Here is an 18,626-nt window from a genome sequence, read left to right on the forward strand (position 1 = left end):
CAAAGTATGTCAACACCTAAAGTTGTAACATTTGGTTGTGCAATATTGATGAATAATTTAAGAACTTAGTACCTTTATTCCATAAAGCAATACTATGCCCGAGACCATTGTAAAACTAAAAGACGTAGCCATATTTCAGAACGAGAATCTGGTTCTCAACGAAATTGACCTTGAAGTTAAAAAGGGGGAGTTCGTTTACGTTATTGGAAAAACGGGAAGCGGAAAGAGTAGTTTTATGAAAACGCTTTATGCCGACCTACCATTTAAACAGGGTTCGGGGGAAGTGGTGGAGTTTGATTTAAAAACCTTGAAAGAAAAGGACATTCCCTACTTACGAAGAAAACTGGGGATTGTATTCCAAGATTTTAAATTGCTGCCCGATAGAAACATCAATAACAACCTAAAATTTGTACTTAAGGCAACCGGCTGGACCGATCCTAAAAAAATGGACGACAAAATCGAGGAAGTCCTCGACAAGGTGGGAATGAAAACCAAAGGTTTTAAGTTCCCACACGAACTATCGGGCGGCGAACAACAACGTATTGCCATTGCCCGCGCCCTGTTGAACGACCCTGAGCTTATTCTAGCGGATGAGCCGACTGGAAACCTTGATCCACAGACCAGTGTAGAGGTCATGAAAGTGTTGCAGGATATCAATCAAAATGGGCGTACGATTATTATGGCCACACACGACTATGCCCTGATTTTGAAATACCCGCACAAAACCCTAAAGTGTGATGGGAGTAAGGTTTTTGAAGTGATTCAAAAGGCGATATGACCATCAAAATGCAAGTACAGCCCATTGATTTTCAATACAATTACTTGTTCAATAAAAGTTTTTGTTACTTTGTTTAAACTAATCGCGATTCCTATATATGGAAATTCTTGGTATTGACATTGGCGGTTCGGGCATCAAAGGTGCCTTGGTAAACGCCGAAACTGGGGAAATGTTGACAGAACGTTTCCGAATTCCTACTCCAAAATCAAAAAAACCGAAGGACATGGCCAAAGTGGTGGCAGAAATTGTGGACCACTTTAATTATAAAGGCCCTGTAGGCTGTGGATTTCCATCTATAGTTAAAAATGGAATTTGTAAGTCCCCTGGAAACCTAGACCCAAGTTGGGTCGGTGTCAATATTGATGAATTGTTTACCGAGTACACAGGTCAAGAATTTACTGTTCTGAACGATGCCGATGCTGCAGGATATGCATCTATGAACTATGGTGTTGGAAAAGGTAAAGATGGGTTGGTCATTATGATTACCATCGGAACCGGATTGGGAAGCGGTGCATTTTTCAACGGTGTGTTGATCCCAAATTTTGAGTTAGGACAAATTCCTTACAAAAAACACAAAAAAATTGAAAAATGGGCGGCTGCCTCTGCCAAGGAAAGAGAAGAACTCAGTTTTAAAAAATGGGGCAAACGCTTCAATAAATTTTTAAAATTGGTGGAACTTATTGTTTGTCCAGATCTTATAATCGTTGGGGGCGGAACCTCCAAAAAATGGGAAGAGTTCAGTCACCACATCAAAATTGAAACCAATGTGGTAAAGGCCGAACTTATGAACCACGCTGGAATCATTGGAGCGGCCGTATCTTGTTTACGTGAGCAACACCATGGACACTTGCATTGATTTTTAGGATTCAGGACAAACAGGAATCAAGGACCAAGACTTACATTGGTGTCATTCTGAACGAGCATAAGCGAGTGAAGAATCTCTTGTAAAGTCATTACGAAAACGAATAGCCATCAAAAAAGAAAAGCGAATGAAGATTAGTTTCCTCACTCGCTTTATAAGTTTTTCAAAGTGTGTTTTTGATTACACTACTTTGTTTCTTTTTCTGTCCACTTCTTTTAGATAGATTTTTCTGATCCTTAGGTGACGTGGCGTTACCTCAACGTATTCATCTTTTTGGATATATTCCAAAGCTTCTTCCAAGGAGAATTTGATGGCCGGTACAATCTTGGCCTTATCATCCGCTCCTGAAGAACGAACATTGGATAGTTTTTTGGTCTTGGTTACGTTCACAGTCATATCGTCTTGACGAGAGTTCTCACCAATTACCTGACCCTCATAAATATCCTCTCCTGGATCTACAAAGAATTTACCTCTATCCTGAAGTTTATCAATAGAATAAGGAATGGCTGTTCCATTTTCCATAGAGACCAAAGAACCGTTCAATCGTTGTGGGATATCGCCTTTTAAGGGTTGGTACTCCAAAAATCGGTGCGCCATAATGGCCTCTCCCGCTGTTGCCGTCAGCAATTGGTTTCTAAGACCGATGATTCCTCTGGATGGAATAATGAATTCACAGACCATTCGGGAACCTCTTGCTTCCATACTGGTCATTTCTCCTTTACGGATGGATACCATTTCCACAGCTTTTCCAGACACTTCTTCCGGTAAATCGATGGTCAGGTTTTCCACTGGCTCACATTTTACACCATCAATTTCTTTGATGATCACCTGTGGCTGGCCTATTTGTAGTTCGTAGCCTTCCCTACGCATTGTTTCTATCAAAACAGAAAGGTGCAATACACCACGTCCGTACACCAAAAACTTGTCGGCACTATCGGTTTCCTGAACGCGAAGCGCCAAGTTTTTCTCCAATTCTTTTTCCAAACGTTCTTTAATGTGTCTGGAAGTAACAAATTTTCCATCCTTACCAAAAAACGGACTATCGTTGATCGTGAAAAGCATACTCATTGTAGGCTCATCAATCGCGATGGTCTTTAGTTTTTCTGGGTTTTCAAGGTCGGCAACGGTGTCACCGATTTCAAATCCTTCCATTCCCACAATAGCACAGATATCGCCTGCAACTACTTCTTCCACTTTTAAACGTCCCAGACCTTCGAACGTGAAAAGTTCTTTGATTCTGGTCTTCACAATGGAACCATCTCTTTTTACCAAAGAAACCTGTTGTCCTTCGCGAAGGCTCCCTCTTTGCAATCTACCGATAGCTATTCGCCCCGTGAACGAAGAAAAGTCCAACGAGGTGATCAACATTTGGGTTGTACCTTCTTGTGGTTTAAATTCTGGAACATGCTCGATGACCATATCCAACAATGGCTCAATGCTTTCGGTAGGCTCTTTCCAATCCTCGCCCATCCAGTTGTTCTTTGCAGAACCATAAACGGTTGGAAAATCCAACTGCCATTCTTCTGCACCCAATTCAAACATCAAATCGAACACTTTTTCGTGCACTTCCTCCGGGGTACAGTTTTCTTTATCTACTTTGTTGATAACCACACAAGGCTTCAATCCAAGGTCAATCGCTTTTTGAAGCACAAAACGGGTCTGCGGCATTGGCCCTTCGAAGGCATCAACCAACAACAAAACCCCATCGGCCATATTTAGTACTCGCTCCACTTCACCACCGAAATCGGCGTGACCAGGGGTATCTATAATATTGATTTTAATGTCTTTGTAAACAACTGAAACGTTTTTGGAAACAATGGTGATTCCACGTTCCCTTTCCAGGTCGTTGTTGTCCAATATCAGGTCGCCTTTGTTCTCGTTATCGCGGAACAACTGGCAATGGTACATAATTTTATCAACCAAGGTAGTCTTACCGTGGTCTACGTGTGCAATAATTGCAATGTTTTTAATTTTGGACATAACCTAAATTTTAAGCCCGCAAAGATACTGCTATTTTTTCTTGTGCAACACACCTAAATGTTATTTTTATCTTATTGATTTTGTGGGAGTTCCAAATCTACAGACCCACACACCAGCGCTTTTCGCTGATAATCCAACCAATACTTAGGTTCACCACGGGGTGAATGCCTCCTTTAAAGGGGCCTACGTAATAACCTGCACCCGCATCTATGGAGAAACTAAAGCCAGAATTATAACTCCGTTGAATACCGTAAACCAGTCCACCGTAGCCGTGGATGCCATCCACCAATCGCCCCTCGACCACACGGTCTCCAGGAGAAAATAGGGCTACGGATGGTGCAAAATAGTTACCAGAATTCCCGTAGATGGATCTTCTACGCCTTTCTCGACTACGTAAATTGTGGTAATATCTGTTTTGAACGGTGATGGCGGGGAAAAAGTCAAAATCTTCCAGCGGTTGCGAGCTGGCAGGCTCCAATGCCACTTGATAAGCAATTCGAATATCCAAGGTGCTGTTTACGCCCAGGGCCATTTCGTACTCGACACCAGGATTGATGGCATTGAGTTTAAACTGACGAATCTCGCAATTAGTCCCATATTGGGCATGCAAAAAAAATCCAGTGGACAGAAATACCAATAGAAGTAAACGACGCATTGTAGGTTAATTTGGTAGTATTATAACCCAAACTTCATCAAAATAGTATGTTTTATTGGCTTTATTTAATCCAGGTATGGGTCCTTTTTCTTTCTTTTGGTCGCCACCCAACCAAAAGTGAAGTTAAACAATGGTCCATATCCGTCCAGCACACCATCTCCTTTATAATATCCCGCTCCTAGTTCAACGTTAAAATTAAAGCCTTTTTCGTAGGTACGCTGAATACCATAGACCATTCCATAAAAACCGAGATTAAAATCGTCTGGACCTTCAACATTCGTGGAGATTCGGAGCTGCGAAAAGAAAATCGCCTGAGCCGCAGCAATATAATTCCCTGAATTGCCAGAGGTGTTTTTGTCCAGTCTTTGCCTCCTATTAAAATTATGGTAATATCGGTATCGGTTGTTCATTGCCAATCCAAAGACATAACCTTCTTGATAGGTGGCGGTGGCCAAACCCAAGTTTGTGGAGACACTTTGGTTTTTGAAAAGCCCCAATTCATACGTAAACCCAGGGCTCAACAAATTCAATTTAAATTGATGGCGTTCCAGATGCGGTAAATCAAAAGTTCCGCCCCGTTCTTGCCATTGCGCTTGCATAATGGTAGAAGCAAAACAAAGAACAATAAAAACAATTTTATACTTCATAGTTGATGGTTTAGTTTGATAAATCTAAAAAGGATACCATCGTTAAATATTATATTTGTGCAAACTTTAAGAAATGGACATCACCAAAATTCCACAGATAAAACATACGGACAGCAATAATTTTTTCTTGTTGGCAGGGCCCTGCGCCATTGAAGGCGAAGAAATGGCCATGCGCATTGCAGAAAAAGTGGTTGCCATTGCCGACAAGCTCAACATTCCTTATGTTTTCAAAGGGAGTTTTAAAAAAGCGAACCGTAGCCGTATTGATTCTTTTACGGGTATTGGCAATGAAAAGGCCTTAAAGATTTTGAAAAAAGTTTCCGAAACCTTCGAGGTTCCCACCATAACCGATATTCATGAAATTTCGGATGCTTCTATGGCTGCCGAATATGTGGATGTGCTCCAAATACCCGCTTTTTTGGTAAGACAAACAGACTTGGTGGTAGCAGCTGCCAAAACAGGTAAAGTAGTCAACTTAAAAAAAGGACAATTTATGAGCCCCGAAAGTATGCAACACGCCGTAAAAAAGGTGACCGATTCTGGCAATGAACAGGTTTGGATCACCGATCGCGGAACCATGTTCGGCTACCAAGATATGATTGTGGATTTCCGCGGCGTCCCTACTATGAAGCAATACGCCCCAGTGGTTTTGGATGTTACCCATTCCCTACAGCAACCCAACCAATCTTCAGGAGTTACAGGCGGTAGACCTGCGTTGATCGGAACTATGGCACGAGCAGGAATCGCAGCCGGTGTTGATGGGCTTTTTATGGAAACCCATTTTGACCCTTCAAATGCCAAAAGTGATGGCGCCAATATGTTGGATTTAAGTTTGTTGGAGAAACTTCTCACGGATTTGACCGCCATCCGAAAGACTATCAATTCGCTCTAACGAGATTTTAAAGTGTTAAAATTTTGATTGTACACACTTGTATATCAAAAAATTACACCACCTTTTTTAACCTTATTTATAATTAGTCTAAATATTCTTTGTTTGATTTAGCACTGGAACATACATTTGCAGCTAAAACTTATTTAGACCAATTACAAATAAAATGAAACACATAGTACTCATTCTTAGTTTCGCTGTTTTTTGCACTTCTCAAGCACAAACCGGAAACCTAAAAGGAACAGTAACCGATCAAAAAAACAATCCTCTTGGCAATGTAAATATTGCGGTGTCCAACACAAGCTTAGGCACAAACACGGATTATTCTGGGGGATATGAGATATCCAATCTCGCGTCTGGCTCCTACACACTTACGTTTTCCATGGTAGGTTATGGCACACAAAATAAAACCGTAAACGTTTATGCCGACCAAACCACCAATGTAGAAACCATTGTTATGGTCGAGCGTCAAGAACAGCTTAATGAAGTTGTGGTTGAAGGCAATCAAATAAACAAATTTTCGCGCAAGGCAAGTGTTTATGTGTCGAAAATGCCGCTTAGAGACATCGAGAACCCACAAGTGTACAACGCTATCTCATCAGAATTACTGGAGGATCAAGTAATTACCAATTTTGATGATGCACTAAAAAACGCTCCCGGTATCGACAAACTTTGGGAGTCTACGGGAAGAGGCAATGATGGTGCTGGTTACTTTTCTTTGCGTGGTTTTCCCGTTCAACCGACTATGATCAACGGCTTACCAGGTTTGACCAATGGTAGCCCGGATCCCGCCAACATAGAATCCATTGAAGTAATCAAAGGCCCATCGGGCACTTTGTATGGTAGTAGTTTAATTTCTTACGGTGGTTTGATCAACATCAACACCAAAAAACCATTCTACGGCTTTGGAGGAAATATCTCCTACACTTCTGGCAGCTACGGATTAAACCGTGTGAGTGCCGACGTAAATACCACTCTGGGCGATCAAAACAATATTGCACTTCGTGTTAACACGGCATACCATACCCAGAACAGCTACCAAGATGCCGGATTTAGAAAATCGTTCTTCTTTGCTCCGTCCTTGGCGTTTCAGGCAAGTGATAGACTCTCTTTCAACATCAATACTGAGTTTTACAACGGTAGGAGCACCAATCAAACTATGTTGTTCCTAGATCGTGGCGTACCCCTTCGTGTAACCAATCTGGATGAACTTGGTTATGATTTTAAACGTTCCTACACCAGCAACGACTTGTATATCGATACACCAACGTATAGTCTGCAAGGTCAGATGAACTATATTTTGAGTGATTCCTGGACCTCGCAAACTGTAGTTTCCAGGTCCAATGCAAAATCTGACGGCTACTATTCCTACTTGTACGAGGTGACCACAACGGCTGAAGGTCTTTCAGAAACCCCGATTTCCGATGGTATTATTTTGGCTCGCTATACAAGCAACCAAAATTCAGAGACTTTGGGTACCGACATTCAACAAAATTTCATCGGAGATTTTACTATTGGAACTATGCGCAATCGTATGGTTGTGGGATTGGATTACCTTAAAACAAGAACCATCAACAACAGCACGGGGTACGGTAACCAAGGTTTTACCTATGTAGGTTCAAATCCGGACGAGTTCCAAGCAGTGGTTCCAGCACTACACGATTTCTTTGGCACTCCAATGGGAACTGGATTGTACGACTCCGGTGTTTTGACCCAAGCTGGCGCCGATGCAGGAATAGCCACTTTGGCCAATCCGGGAGCACAATTTAGCGAGGCAGAGCAAGAAATTTTCAGTGCCTACGCCTCCAACGTAATCAATCTATTGCCAGAGTTGTCCGCAATGGCCAGTTTACGCGTGGACCGTTTTTCCAATGATGGCTATAATCAAACTGCATTTTCTCCAAAATTCGGATTGGTGTACCAACCCATCTTGAACAAAGTATCTTTATTCGCCAATTATATGAACGGTTTCAGCAATGTGGCCCCAGTAACGGAAATATCCAACGGAAACACATCGGTAAGAGCTTTGAACCCGGAACAAGCCAACCAATTTGAAGTGGGTACCAAACTAAACTTGTTGGATGATAGGCTTTCGGCCACCTTGAGCTACTACGATATTACGGTAAGCAATATGGCACAACGTATTGATACCGATGCCGACAACTATTTCTATACCCAAGATGGTGAACAGACAAGTAAAGGTTTTGAAGCCAGCATTGTTGCCTCCCCCATTGATGGATTGAACATTATTGCAGGATACAGTTACAATGATAGCAAACTAGTAGAAGGAGATGCCAGCTTTCTAGGTTTTAGACCAGAAAGCGCAGGCCCCATGAACTTGGCCAATGTTTGGGCCAGCTACCGATTTACACAAGGCACATTGGAAAACTTTGGCCTTGGATTTGGAGGCAACTACGCCAGTGAGAACAAAATCTTTAATAGATCCAATGGTACGTTTGCCATTGATGAGTATACTATCCTAAATGCATCAACCTTTTACGATGCAAGAAATTTCAGAATCACTTTGAAGCTGGACAACTTAGCCAACAAAGACTACTACAAAGGTTGGTCTACCATCAGCCCACAAAACTTGAGAAGCCTTTCTGCCAACTTTACTTATAAATTCTAGAAAAAATCAGATGAAAAAACTAATCGCAACCCTATTGCTCATTACTTTGCCCGTATTGTCGGTATCTGCACATTACCTTTGGATTGAGACCAACGGCAATGGAACCTTGGGCCAGGCACAAGAAGTTCGCGTGCATTACGGCGAATACACTTATGGCGTCATTGAAAAAGTGGAGGGCGAAGCTTTTCCAGCAGTATCCAAGTTTACCCTTTGGGTAATTGCTCCTGATGGCACAAAAACCGAATTGAACACGAAAGCCAAGGAAGACCATTATTTGGCAAGCTTTACACCATCACAAAATGGCGTTTACACCATCGCTTTGAACAACAATGAAATCGATGTAATTGATTATACCCAGTACGACTTCGGGATTTTCAAGACACACTATCATTCAACGGCCAAGGTTCTAGTAGGAACAGATGGTGATACAAAAACCGCAAATCCTGAGGGAATTGTAGTGAAGCAATTGGAAAATGATGGGGAGGAAATCAAGCTTCAAGTAGTTTACAAAGGAGAGCCATTGGCCAAAAACGAGCTTAAAGTGTACGTTTCCGACCTATGGTCGAAAACCTTGTACACGGATGATAATGGAGAGGTTTCCTTTGCCCTGCCTTGGGATACCAAATACATTGTGGAGACAACCACCAAAGAAGAAGTTCCAGGCGCTTATAATGGCGATGACTACGAATTTATTTGGCACTGCGCCACCTATTGCATAAAACGATAATCCATGGTCACCATAATTTCATTGCTCACTTTTTTCGCCTTTTATCTACTGTACGGCACATCCAAAAAAACAGTTTCGGCAGGAAATCTAGGTTTTGAGAGATGGACCGGTGCAAATAAAAAAGCCTCTCAATATGCCAGTTTGGCCCTAATGATTTTATCATTGGGGCTTAGCTGTTTTTACTGGGGTATTGGTTCGGGTACATTTACTTTTTTTATCCTTTTGATGACCATTGCCAGTTTGGTGATACTCTTGGCGCCATTGCGATTGCTGAACTATCGCTTATTAGGTATCCTCTTTTTATGCGCCGTACTATTTGAAATCCTATTGTTTTAACCTATGCCAGCCAACAAAAAATACTTGACCCCTACTGTATCGCAACGATTTGCCAAAATATCCGCAGCCATTTTGGGCGGGTTTATTGTGGCAATCCTACTCCATTTGGCCTTGGCCAGTTGGTTCAACCACGTAGCGGTAATCATTACCAGTACTTTTTCGGCCTTTATCCTTTGGGCTACATTAATGATTGTTGCCTTTTTGGGCAAAAATGGCTGGAAAGTTTGGGGTATTTATCTTTTGGCCAGTTTAGTGCTCTTTGTCATTTTCCATTTTGGAAACCAAACCAACCCAATTGTATAAACCATGGGAAACCGTATCTACAATATTCTATTTCACACGCATACCGTTAGTGGTATTGTGATCAGCGTTGCACTTTATGTTATTTTCTTTACGGGATCTTTCTCTTTTTTCAGGGATGAAATTGCCAATTGGCAACGCGGACATTCCGTTAGTCAAGTAGATGCATTGCCCGGAAGCGTTGACCGCCACTTGAGTGACCTTTCCAAAGAATACGATCTCTACGGACGCGATGTAGAATTACGGCATTATTACAACGAGAGAAGTATTTCCGTCAATTTGGGTGCATCCAAAGATTCGTTGGCTTCGGAAGATGCCCAAACTCCCGTTTTCTTTTATTTGGACCCTGAGTCCAGAATCAAAACCGAGGATTATGCAAGCAATTATCATTTGGGGGAATTCTTATACCGTCTCCACTTTTTAGATCAAATCCCCTACCCTTACGGCAGAACCTTGGCAGGGTTTGTGGCTTTCTTTTTCCTGTTTGCGATCATAACAGGTATCTTGGTGCATTGGAAGAAGATCGTTTCCAACTTTTACACCTTCCGACCTTGGGCCAAGCTCAAAACCATGTGGACGGATGCCCATACGGCTCTGGGAGTGATAGGCTTTCCCTTTCAGTTTATGTATGCCGTCACAGGAGCTTTCTTTTTGCTCAAAGGTATTTTAATTTTTCCGGTCGTAATGGGACTGTACGATGGTAATCAAAATAAACTGTTTGAAGATTTAGAGTACAACCACCCTGTTTATAAATTCCAAAATGAAAAATTGGACAACGCCATCAACTTGGACCAATATGTTCAAGAGATGAAAGAAGAATGGGGCGATTTTAGAGTAACGGAAACACATATTTTTAACTATGGTGACCAGAACATGCACGCCGCCATCAGCGGATATTTGGGTTACGACACCAAACTGAACGGTTTGGGGCATCGTATTTACAAAATAGCCGATGGTTCCATTGCAGAGGAAAAAGTGCCCGTCAATAGCACTTCGTATTTGGATGGGGTAAAAAATATGATGTATCGGCTACATTTTGGTGATTACGCAGGTTATGGCTTGCGCGTAATTTCCTTTATTCTTGGGTTGGTTTCCTGTTTTGTGATTCTATCCGGAATTATGATCTGGTTGGTGGCACGCGACAAAAAAAACATACCCGCAAAACGAAGAAAGTTCAATCAACAAGTCGCCAATTGGTATATGGCAATATGCCTAACTTTGCTCCCTGTGACCGCATTGGAATTCATCATCGTAAAGTTTGCCCCAACAGTAAATATGAGCTTCCTCTATCAAACTTATTTTCCAATCTGGTTAGTGTTCACCGTATTCTTCATTCTTAAAAAGGATATTGCCTTCACTAACAAATGGACCTTGATTTCTGGAGGATTTTTGGGATTATTGGTTCCGATTGCTAATGGGGTCGCTACAGGAAATTGGTTGTGGGTGGCGTATCATAACGGGTATCAGCACATCCTTTTGGTGGATTTGCTTTGGTTGATTTTAGGGATTGTTTCCCTTTGGATTGCATTCTTTAAACTGAAAACTAAAAAAGCAGCTTTAAAACCTTCAATAAATTAATTATTTCCAGAAACCTTTGTGATTCACGGTTTCCGCATCCTTGATGACGTCCACGAAAACTTCGGCATCAATATCATTTAAGTTATGGTATCGAAGTGACCGCATTACTTTTCTACCTTCCGTAATCATTTTATCCAAATGAACACTTAAATGTGCGGAGCTCCAAAAGCCAACATCCACATAACCCTTTTTTCTTGAAACATTGAAATAGCAAAAGGGTTTTCCGTTCAGGTAGTAAAATGGCAATCGGTATTTGTATTTCAGTTCCAAGTTGGGCACCGAGGTCTCTACCAAAACCTGTAATTGCATCAATATACTTTTGAAAGGCTCTTCTTGGTTGATGATATAATCTTCAGCAGGATTCATGCAAGAGAGCTTGGTTTTATTTACGCTTGAACAGCTTTCTGACCAATTTCAACAAAAAAAGTGCTATGAAACCAATGACCAACCCAAAAATAAAATCTTTGAGAAGTGTGGGCAGGCCTGGGAACAAATGATGAAAGAATTCAATGTTATGTGTAAAGATCCCTCCTGAAACCAATAACAAGGCCAGGGTGCCCACCACGGATAACGCCCGGATTATTTTCGGAAGGGCATTCACCAATACCCCGCCCACTTTGTCAGAGAAACTATCGTCACGATCGTTGAGGCGAATCAGTCTGTACCCATAATCGTCCATACGTACAATCAATGCTACAACACCATATACTCCAACGGTCGCCAACAACGCCACTACCGATACCGTTGCAATTCGTATAGTCAAAGGTTCATTGACCACGGTGCTCAATGCAATAATGACAATCTCAACGGAGAGGATAAAATCTGTGATTATCGCCTGCTTGATTTTTTTCTTCTCAAGTTCGGGCAACTCTTCTTCGGGAATATCAATGGGGTCTTCATACCGTTCTTCATCTTTACGATGAAATAGATACTCGTACACTTTCTCTACACCTTCATAGGCCAAATACACTCCTCCCAAAATCAAAATAACCGTAATCGCAACAGGCAAATAAGCACTCAACAAGAATGCAATGGGAAGAATGATCAATTTGTTCAAAAAAGAACCTTTGGTTATGGCCCAAAGCACCGGGATTTCCCTACTGGCCAAAAAACCGGTGGCCTTCTCGGCATTCACGGCCAAGTCATCGCCCAATATACCTGCTGTTTTCTTGGTTGCTACCTTACTCATGGTGGCCACATCGTCCATAAGTACAGAAATGTCATCCAAAACAGCAAAAAAACCAGAAGCCATAGAAATCTTTTAGGTTAGTGAAAAGTCAAAGATTAGGAGAAAAATAAATAAATCCAAGTTTAACCGCCCATATAAAAGCAGTAAAAACCACTATGCCCCTTTCATGGACAACAAGGTCGCCACCCAAACAATCACGGAAGAAAAGAAAATACCAATGGTATTGGCGGCAAAGGCCTCACGTTTTTTCATTTTGAACAAATACGCGGCTATGCTTCCCGCGTAGACCCCAGTACCGGGCAAAGGAATCATAACAAACAATACAACGCCCAAAAAACCGAATCGTTGTATTTTTTTACCTGACCCTTTTTTGGCCCTTTGCCCTACAAAAACAGCAGACTTTTTATAAAATCGCCATTTGACCAAATGACGGTTGATGTACTCCAAAAAAAACATCATCATAGGAAATACCAGCACATTGGCACCAAAACAAACAACGAACACCAGATACTCGTTCACCCCTCGGTACATACCATAGGGAATACCCACTTTAGCCTCTCCAAATGGGGACAGGCTCCACAATGCCGCTATTAATAAATCAATATGCAAAATGTAGCTGTTTTAAGCTGGCAAAACTAGTAAGGAACTTGCATATGGCAATTATTTTCACCCTTAAATATTTGCTAATTGTGATTTAGTACAAGCATCTTTTAGAGTAGTGAAACCTAATTACTTTACCGCTAGGTTAACAGTTTGTAAAATATTCACGCTATGGTTGAAACACACAATTAGCTTTCATAGTTTTGAGAAAACCAACAATATGAAATCCCAACCAGTTTTTATCGCAATTTTTGCTGCTGTTTCCTTGTTTGCCCAAGAGCATTCGCACCAAAGCTCCAGAATTTTGGATTTTCCAGATGTTCCCGGATACAAAACATTGAAAACAGACCTGCACCAACACACTGTCTTTTCAGACGGAAATGTGTGGCCGAACATTCGTGTAATGGAAGCACTAAGGGATAATTTGGACGTGATTTCACTTACCGAGCACATTGAATACCAACCTCATAAAGAGGATATCCCCCACCCTGACAGGAACCGATCCTACGAAATAGCCCTAACAGAAGCAAAGGATCATGACCTTATTCTGGTTCACGGGTCCGAAATTACCCGACAAGCACCGATCGGACACAACAATGCCATATTTATTGAAGATGCAAACAAACTTCTTGTGGAGGATGCCAAGGAATCTTTTGCCGAAGCCAAGAAGCAAAGTGCCTTTGTTTTTTGGAACCACCCTGCTTGGTATGCCCAATCACCAAAAGGCAATCCGATTCTTAGTGATTTTCAAAAAAAACGCATTACCGGTGGAGAGTTGCACGGAATCGAGGTAATCAACACTGGGGACTATTCGGAAGAATCGTTGGCCCTGGCCCTTGAAAACAACCTGACCATAATGGGAACCAGCGATATCCACGGACTTATTGACTGGGATTATGTAGAAAAAGGACATACGCGCCCCATAACATTGGTTTTTGCGAAGGAAAGATCTGCTAATTCCCTTAAAGAGGCTTTGTTTGCCGGTAGAACAGTGGCCGTTTTCAATTCGTTATTGGTTGGCAAAAAGGAGAATTTGGTTCCACTACTCCGAGCATCCATTACCATCGAAAAAGCCGAATACATTGATAATACCTCGATTTTGGCAGTAACTTTAAAAAATGTGACGAGCAGTGATCTTATTTTTGAAAATCAAATGCCCTATACCTTCTATTCCAGTTCACCCGTATTTACGGTTCCAGCTGGGAGGTCTAAAACCCTTCAGGTGAAAACACTGGACAAAAAGGCCGAACTTGAGTTAAAGCTTAAGGCGTTAGGTGCCTACGTTGCCCCAAAGGAGCATCCTATCGTTACATGGAACCTCACCTTGCAAGAATAAACCTTAGGCAACGGAGGTAAAAGGTCCACCATTGATGACCAAATCAAAATCTGGCAAAAGTTTGTGTATGTACTGGATGGGTGTTTTTTCGGAGATATAAACCCATTTTTTGTCCACATTCACATCAAAATAAAAACTGGAAAAATCGGTATCCACATCCAATCGGGACAACAAGAACCTCGTGATTCTTGGCCTGAGGCTGTATTCTAAATCGATACAGGTCCGTTGCATTGCTGGATTGTCATCTCCAGAAAATATCCAATTGAATTTCACTGGCTTTTGAGAATTTAGGACATACAATATACTAAAAAGCAATGCATTACCAACTTCTGGAAAGTGTTTTTGGCTAAAAGGCTATTATTCTTTGCCGTCCACGAAATCTTGAAGATAGGCGTACCGAGGGGTCAACTTACCATTTTGCGTCATACGGGCCCTTTCTAGAATGCCATCCTTATCATTATTAAAAAAGGATGGTATCACGTACTTGGAAAATGCTTCTCCAAAACCTACGCTTGCATCCCTTGGCAGTTCGCACGGGAGGTTGTCCACGGCCATTACGGCAATAGCCTTTTCGTTTTTAAAATCGGTTTCCGTTTCAGACTCAGGATCGTAGCCATAAATAGGTTCGGCAATGGTGGACGGACGAATGGTGCTTGCAATGGGACCGTCGATGTCACAACTGATATCGGCCACTACTTTTATCCTAAAATCGGGGTGCTTGGCATCCTCACGAGTGTATAAATAAGGGGCTCCATCCCCATAAAAATGTCCTGCAATATAAAAATCGGTTACTTTTGCAAAACGAAAAAAGTCAGATTCGTAAGCCTCGGGAGTTTGGAAAAAATCGGCTTTGCTGCCTTTGTTGCCATCCTTACGTTTTACATAGTGAGACACATCGGTTTGACAATATACAGGTTCCTTGAAGGATATGGATAAATACTCACTGGGAGAAACGTGCCTCAATCCCATGGCATCGAGCATTTCCTTGGCACCACTGCCCACTCTTCCTTTTCCAGTAAGTAATATTTTGATGTTGGGGAGTTGTATTTTTTTTAGTTCCGAAATCAAAGCTTGTTGGTCCAGAAGGGATTCCGCTTTCGGCAATTGATATAAGTTGTACTTTAAACCGTAGGTCCTGAATCCGTTGTAGGCTCCAACGATTCCGGCATAACGGCCAAAGGCGACCAATCTACTCCCTTTTGGATTGGTTATCACCTCGTGATCGTACAATTCGATGTTCTTCTCCAAAATAGCTTGAAGGAGTTCGCGGTTATAGGGTTGTTTTTTAATGGTATGGGAAAAGAAAAAGTATTTTTTATGGGGAATCAATGCATCGATGGGGACTTCCTTTACGCCGAGCAGTACATCACAGGTCTCCATATCGGTTACCACTTGGATGCCTTTTTCTGTATATTCACTGTCCGAAAACACCCGAATTGGAGACGATTCGACCAAAATATTGGCTTTTGGGTATTTGGAAAGGACATTTTGGCATTCTTCTGGTGATAGCACTACCCTGCGATCGGGTGGATTTTTACGTTCCCTGATGATTCCGAGCTTCATATATGATTTTGGTATAATTGTTGACCAAAATAAGAGTAATAGGCAGGGTAAGCAAACTTTTTATTGTTTGATGGATATGAGTTACCTTTGCCGACCGCGTTAGGCATTTCGACTGTGCTCAATGTGACAAAGGTGGTTTACAAACCAAAATTTGCGTTAGGGATAGAGGCAGGTACCATGTACGGCCGATAGCCCGACCGAAATGTTGCGAAGCAATATTTTGGGAACGCCCACATTTTGACCGAGTTCATACTGAGCGTAGTCGAAGTACGCAGTGCAGGTTAAGTTCTTTGATAAAAAAGTGAGAGATTCCTGCCTTCGCAGGAATGACATTATGGGGCCGACCGGTTTTGACAGCAAGACCAATGGCGATGTAAGCATGTCGAGCGCTGGGATATAGCTCGTTAATCTCATGTTTCACACTTTTTAATTGGCGAAAATAATTACGCTCTTGCCGCATAATCTGAATTATAGTAGGATATGCCTCGTCCCTACAAGGTAGGGAAGCGAGATGTTCCTGAATAGCCCTTGTTGACGGCGATTCGTTTAGGAGCACCAAAAAAGTCAACACAAGGGTGTCCGTTCGCTTTGGCGACACCTCTAAAACCTAAAGAAGATAAGTGTATATTAGGCCGTATCTGGTCAGGTATACATCGAAAATCAAACAGATACTAAGCATGTAGAAAGCGTGGTTATTGCTTGTTTGGACGAGGGTTCGAATCCCTCCGGCTCCACTAGAACACCATCAAAACACAACAACAAACCTGTAAATTACTGATTTACAGGTTTTTTTATTTTATTTGGTTTCATTTAATATCAAATAATAGCATTAAAAAAGTGACTTATTCGGTGAGTATATTTTAAACCAAAAAACACTCACCGATTTCCTTGTAATCAATTGATTTTGTGTTAAATATAAAAATGATATTTTTCTTTTTTATATCTTTATTTCTGTTAAAAAAGAGACCAAAAATGAGCCATTCTTTCTCACAGCTATTTTATCTTAAAGGAAAACATTTTGAAAAAGACGTAAAAGTCCCTATATACCTACGTTTAACAGTAAATGGACAACGAAGCGAATTAAGCGTTTCACGAAAAGTTGACCCACAAAAATGGAGTGCTCGGATGGGGAAAATGAAGGGAACGAACTTTGAAGCAAATGAATTGAACCAGTATTTGGATACTGTTAGAAGTAGAATAAATAGAATCCACCGTCAACTTGTAGAGGACAACAAACCCTTCACCTCATCAGATGTGAAAAATTTGTATTTGGGCAAAGGTGAAAAACTTAAAATGCTCTTGGAGCTCTTTGATGAGCATAACCAACAAATGAAGAAGCTGATTGATATTGAATTTGCACTAGGTACTTACAAGCGATATAATACCACAAGAAACCACGTTGCCGAATTTATCAAAACCGAATCGGGTAAATCGGATATTCCCGTCAGGGATGTTGATTTAAAATTCATAAAGGGTTTTGAATTCTTTTTGAAGACAGTTAAAAAATGTAACCATAATTCCGCTTTAAAGTACATAAACAATTTCAAGAAAATCATTCGAATGGCCGTAGCCCATGAATGGATCAATAAGGATCCCTTCTTCAACTACAAAGTACAATTCAAAACTGTGGAAAGGGAGTTCTTGTCCAAGGAAGAACTACAAGCCTTGGTTGACAAGAAAATCAGGGGCGAACGTCTTAATGTTGTACGGGATATGTTTGTCTTCTGTTGTTATACTGGACTATCCTACATTGATGTGCAAAAGCTGCACCCTGATAATATCGTAACCCATATTGATGGAACCCTTTGGATTAAGTCCAAGCGTACCAAGACAAAATCCAGATTGGGTATTCCCCTACTCCCAACCGCATTGGCCATTATCGAAAAATACAAAGAACACCCTAAAGTCATGAATGAAGATTGTGTGCTTCCTGTTTTGAGCAACCAGAAGTCCAATGCCTATTTAAAAGAAATTGCTGACCTATGTGGCATAAAAAAGAATCTCACCACCCATTTGGCCAGACATACTTTTGCTACTACCGTGACCTTGTCCAATGGAGTACCCATAGAAACAGTGGGGCAAATGCTGGGACATAAAAATCTTCGCACTACTCAACATTATGCCAAGATTATTGATAGAAAGGTGAGTGAGGATATGGCAGCCTTGAAAGGAATTCTTGCAAAAGAGGGAGGTAGCATAACTAAAAAAAATGGCTTGTCTTAATGGCAGACTTAACCTTTTTTATATCTTGTTTTAACTGTAAAACATAATTTCATATCAATTTCCAGGGATGTGTCAACAAAAATCTTTGAATACATGTTAAAATGATTAATACATATTGAGCTATGGGATTCACAAAACATCTATTCACCATCAAATAACAATGTATATTAATCTATTAAAAAGCTAAATCTACCTCTATTCCCTATGGCCTTCTCTAGTAAGTGTATGAATTCAAATGAGTTTGATATCGCTGTTATGCATGTTACATTATCCCACGGAATTTTTTTAAAGAGTATATAGCTCAGTTTGAAAACAAAAAGGCTATTATTGCAGC

18 protein-coding genes and 1 other RNA gene are annotated in these 18,626 nt (G+C 41.2%); 11 read left to right on the top strand and 8 right to left on the bottom strand.

The window, feature by feature from the left end; genetic code table 11:
- Positions 1-94: 94 nt before the first annotated feature.
- Positions 95-778, top strand: a complete 684-nt coding sequence (locus J4E06_RS01385; protein ID WP_349522255.1) for a cell division ATP-binding protein FtsE — start codon at positions 95-97, stop codon at positions 776-778.
- Positions 779-875: 97 nt separating this feature from the next.
- Positions 876-1,634: a polyphosphate--glucose phosphotransferase gene (ppgK, locus tag J4E06_RS01390; RefSeq protein ID WP_349522256.1), complete on the top strand. Its 759-nt coding sequence runs from the start codon at positions 876-878 to the stop codon at positions 1,632-1,634.
- 186 nt (positions 1,635-1,820) lie between these two features.
- Here ppgK and typA read toward each other — a convergent pair whose 3' ends face one another.
- The 3 genes from typA to J4E06_RS01405 form a co-directional block, all read right to left on the bottom strand.
- Entirely contained in the window at positions 1,821-3,620 is a 1,800-nt protein-coding gene (gene typA / locus J4E06_RS01395; RefSeq protein ID WP_349522257.1) for a translational GTPase TypA, read from the bottom strand.
- A gap of 97 nt (positions 3,621-3,717) precedes the next feature.
- Positions 3,718-4,275, bottom strand: a complete 558-nt coding sequence (locus J4E06_RS01400) for a hypothetical protein (protein ID WP_349522258.1) — start codon at positions 4,273-4,275, stop codon at positions 3,718-3,720.
- Between the two features lie 65 nt (positions 4,276-4,340).
- Complete coding sequence (locus J4E06_RS01405) at positions 4,341-4,922, bottom strand: hypothetical protein (RefSeq protein ID WP_349522259.1); 582 nt, start codon at positions 4,920-4,922, stop codon at positions 4,341-4,343.
- Between the two features lie 73 nt (positions 4,923-4,995).
- On the opposite strand from J4E06_RS01405, the gene kdsA reads away from it, so the two are divergent.
- From kdsA to J4E06_RS01435, 6 genes are all read left to right on the top strand, one after another.
- Complete coding sequence (kdsA, locus tag J4E06_RS01410; RefSeq protein WP_349522260.1) at positions 4,996-5,814, top strand: 3-deoxy-8-phosphooctulonate synthase; 819 nt, start codon at positions 4,996-4,998, stop codon at positions 5,812-5,814.
- 163 nt (positions 5,815-5,977) lie between these two features.
- A complete protein-coding gene (locus J4E06_RS01415) occupies positions 5,978-8,440 on the top strand; it encodes a TonB-dependent receptor domain-containing protein (protein ID WP_349522261.1) in 2,463 nt (820 codons plus the stop codon).
- Between the two features lie 10 nt (positions 8,441-8,450).
- Positions 8,451-9,167, top strand: coding sequence for a DUF4198 domain-containing protein (locus J4E06_RS01420; protein WP_349522262.1), 717 nt, complete (start codon positions 8,451-8,453; stop codon positions 9,165-9,167).
- A 3-nt stretch (positions 9,168-9,170) separates the two neighbouring features.
- Complete coding sequence (locus tag J4E06_RS01425) at positions 9,171-9,503, top strand: hypothetical protein (protein ID WP_349522263.1); 333 nt, start codon at positions 9,171-9,173, stop codon at positions 9,501-9,503.
- Positions 9,504-9,506: 3 nt separating this feature from the next.
- A complete protein-coding gene (locus tag J4E06_RS01430) occupies positions 9,507-9,806 on the top strand; it encodes a hypothetical protein (protein WP_349522264.1) in 300 nt (99 codons plus the stop codon).
- A 3-nt stretch (positions 9,807-9,809) separates the two neighbouring features.
- Positions 9,810-11,381 carry a PepSY-associated TM helix domain-containing protein gene (locus J4E06_RS01435; RefSeq protein ID WP_349522265.1) on the top strand — a complete coding sequence of 524 codons (1,572 nt, stop codon included), beginning with the start codon at positions 9,810-9,812 and terminating at the stop codon, positions 11,379-11,381.
- On the opposite strand, the gene J4E06_RS01440 is transcribed toward J4E06_RS01435, so the two are convergent.
- From J4E06_RS01440 to J4E06_RS01450, 3 genes are all read right to left on the bottom strand, one after another.
- Positions 11,382-11,747: a DUF1801 domain-containing protein gene (locus J4E06_RS01440; RefSeq protein WP_349522266.1), complete on the bottom strand. Its 366-nt coding sequence runs from the start codon at positions 11,745-11,747 to the stop codon at positions 11,382-11,384.
- A gap of 16 nt (positions 11,748-11,763) precedes the next feature.
- On the bottom strand, positions 11,764-12,633 hold the full coding sequence (locus tag J4E06_RS01445) for a DUF808 domain-containing protein (RefSeq protein ID WP_349522267.1): 870 nt from the start codon (positions 12,631-12,633) through the stop codon (positions 11,764-11,766).
- 90 nt (positions 12,634-12,723) lie between these two features.
- The gene (locus J4E06_RS01450; RefSeq protein ID WP_349522268.1) at positions 12,724-13,179 is read right to left on the bottom strand and encodes a COG2426 family protein; all 456 of its coding nucleotides are present in this window, start codon (positions 13,177-13,179) and stop codon (positions 12,724-12,726) included.
- Positions 13,180-13,390: 211 nt separating this feature from the next.
- Here J4E06_RS01450 and J4E06_RS01455 point away from each other — a divergent pair, with 211 nt between their 5' ends.
- Positions 13,391-14,506: an Sb-PDE family phosphodiesterase gene (locus J4E06_RS01455; protein ID WP_349522269.1), complete on the top strand. Its 1,116-nt coding sequence runs from the start codon at positions 13,391-13,393 to the stop codon at positions 14,504-14,506.
- A gap of 3 nt (positions 14,507-14,509) precedes the next feature.
- Here the strand turns inward: J4E06_RS01455 and J4E06_RS01460 are convergent, their stop codons facing one another.
- Together J4E06_RS01460 and J4E06_RS01465 are read right to left on the bottom strand one after the other, a co-directional pair.
- The gene (locus J4E06_RS01460; RefSeq protein WP_349522270.1) at positions 14,510-14,779 is read right to left on the bottom strand and encodes a hypothetical protein; all 270 of its coding nucleotides are present in this window, start codon (positions 14,777-14,779) and stop codon (positions 14,510-14,512) included.
- An 84-nt stretch (positions 14,780-14,863) separates the two neighbouring features.
- Positions 14,864-16,069 (bottom strand): NAD(P)-dependent oxidoreductase, encoded by a 1,206-nt coding sequence (locus tag J4E06_RS01465; protein ID WP_349522271.1) that lies wholly within the window; start codon positions 16,067-16,069, stop codon positions 14,864-14,866.
- Positions 16,070-16,405: 336 nt separating this feature from the next.
- On the opposite strand from J4E06_RS01465, the gene ssrA reads away from it, so the two are divergent.
- Positions 16,406-16,806: a transfer-messenger RNA gene (ssrA, locus tag J4E06_RS01470) on the top strand.
- Between the two features lie 235 nt (positions 16,807-17,041).
- Positions 17,042-18,292, top strand: coding sequence for a site-specific integrase (locus J4E06_RS01475; RefSeq protein WP_349522272.1), 1,251 nt, complete (start codon positions 17,042-17,044; stop codon positions 18,290-18,292).
- Positions 18,293-18,626: the final 334 nt, after the last annotated feature.

The organism is Allomuricauda sp. NFXS6 (assembly GCF_040148835.1).
Lineage (GTDB): Bacteria > Bacteroidota > Bacteroidia > Flavobacteriales > Flavobacteriaceae > Flagellimonas.

Coding starts and splice junctions, on each gene's coding strand:
- J4E06_RS01385 (WP_349522255.1), top strand. CDS start 95: ATGCCCGAGACCATTGTAAAACTAAAAGACGTAGCCATATTTCAGAAC.
- ppgK (WP_349522256.1), top strand. CDS start 876: ATGGAAATTCTTGGTATTGACATTGGCGGTTCGGGCATCAAAGGTGCC.
- typA (WP_349522257.1), bottom strand. CDS start 3,620: ATGTCCAAAATTAAAAACATTGCAATTATTGCACACGTAGACCACGGT.
- J4E06_RS01400 (WP_349522258.1), bottom strand. CDS start 4,275: ATGCGTCGTTTACTTCTATTGGTATTTCTGTCCACTGGATTTTTTTTG.
- J4E06_RS01405 (WP_349522259.1), bottom strand. CDS start 4,922: ATGAAGTATAAAATTGTTTTTATTGTTCTTTGTTTTGCTTCTACCATT.
- kdsA (WP_349522260.1), top strand. CDS start 4,996: ATGGACATCACCAAAATTCCACAGATAAAACATACGGACAGCAATAAT.
- J4E06_RS01415 (WP_349522261.1), top strand. CDS start 5,978: ATGAAACACATAGTACTCATTCTTAGTTTCGCTGTTTTTTGCACTTCT.
- J4E06_RS01420 (WP_349522262.1), top strand. CDS start 8,451: ATGAAAAAACTAATCGCAACCCTATTGCTCATTACTTTGCCCGTATTG.
- J4E06_RS01425 (WP_349522263.1), top strand. CDS start 9,171: ATGGTCACCATAATTTCATTGCTCACTTTTTTCGCCTTTTATCTACTG.
- J4E06_RS01430 (WP_349522264.1), top strand. CDS start 9,507: ATGCCAGCCAACAAAAAATACTTGACCCCTACTGTATCGCAACGATTT.
- J4E06_RS01435 (WP_349522265.1), top strand. CDS start 9,810: ATGGGAAACCGTATCTACAATATTCTATTTCACACGCATACCGTTAGT.
- J4E06_RS01440 (WP_349522266.1), bottom strand. CDS start 11,747: ATGAATCCTGCTGAAGATTATATCATCAACCAAGAAGAGCCTTTCAAA.
- J4E06_RS01445 (WP_349522267.1), bottom strand. CDS start 12,633: ATGGCTTCTGGTTTTTTTGCTGTTTTGGATGACATTTCTGTACTTATG.
- J4E06_RS01455 (WP_349522269.1), top strand. CDS start 13,391: ATGAAATCCCAACCAGTTTTTATCGCAATTTTTGCTGCTGTTTCCTTG.
- J4E06_RS01465 (WP_349522271.1), bottom strand. CDS start 16,069: ATGAAGCTCGGAATCATCAGGGAACGTAAAAATCCACCCGATCGCAGG.
- J4E06_RS01475 (WP_349522272.1), top strand. CDS start 17,042: ATGAGCCATTCTTTCTCACAGCTATTTTATCTTAAAGGAAAACATTTT.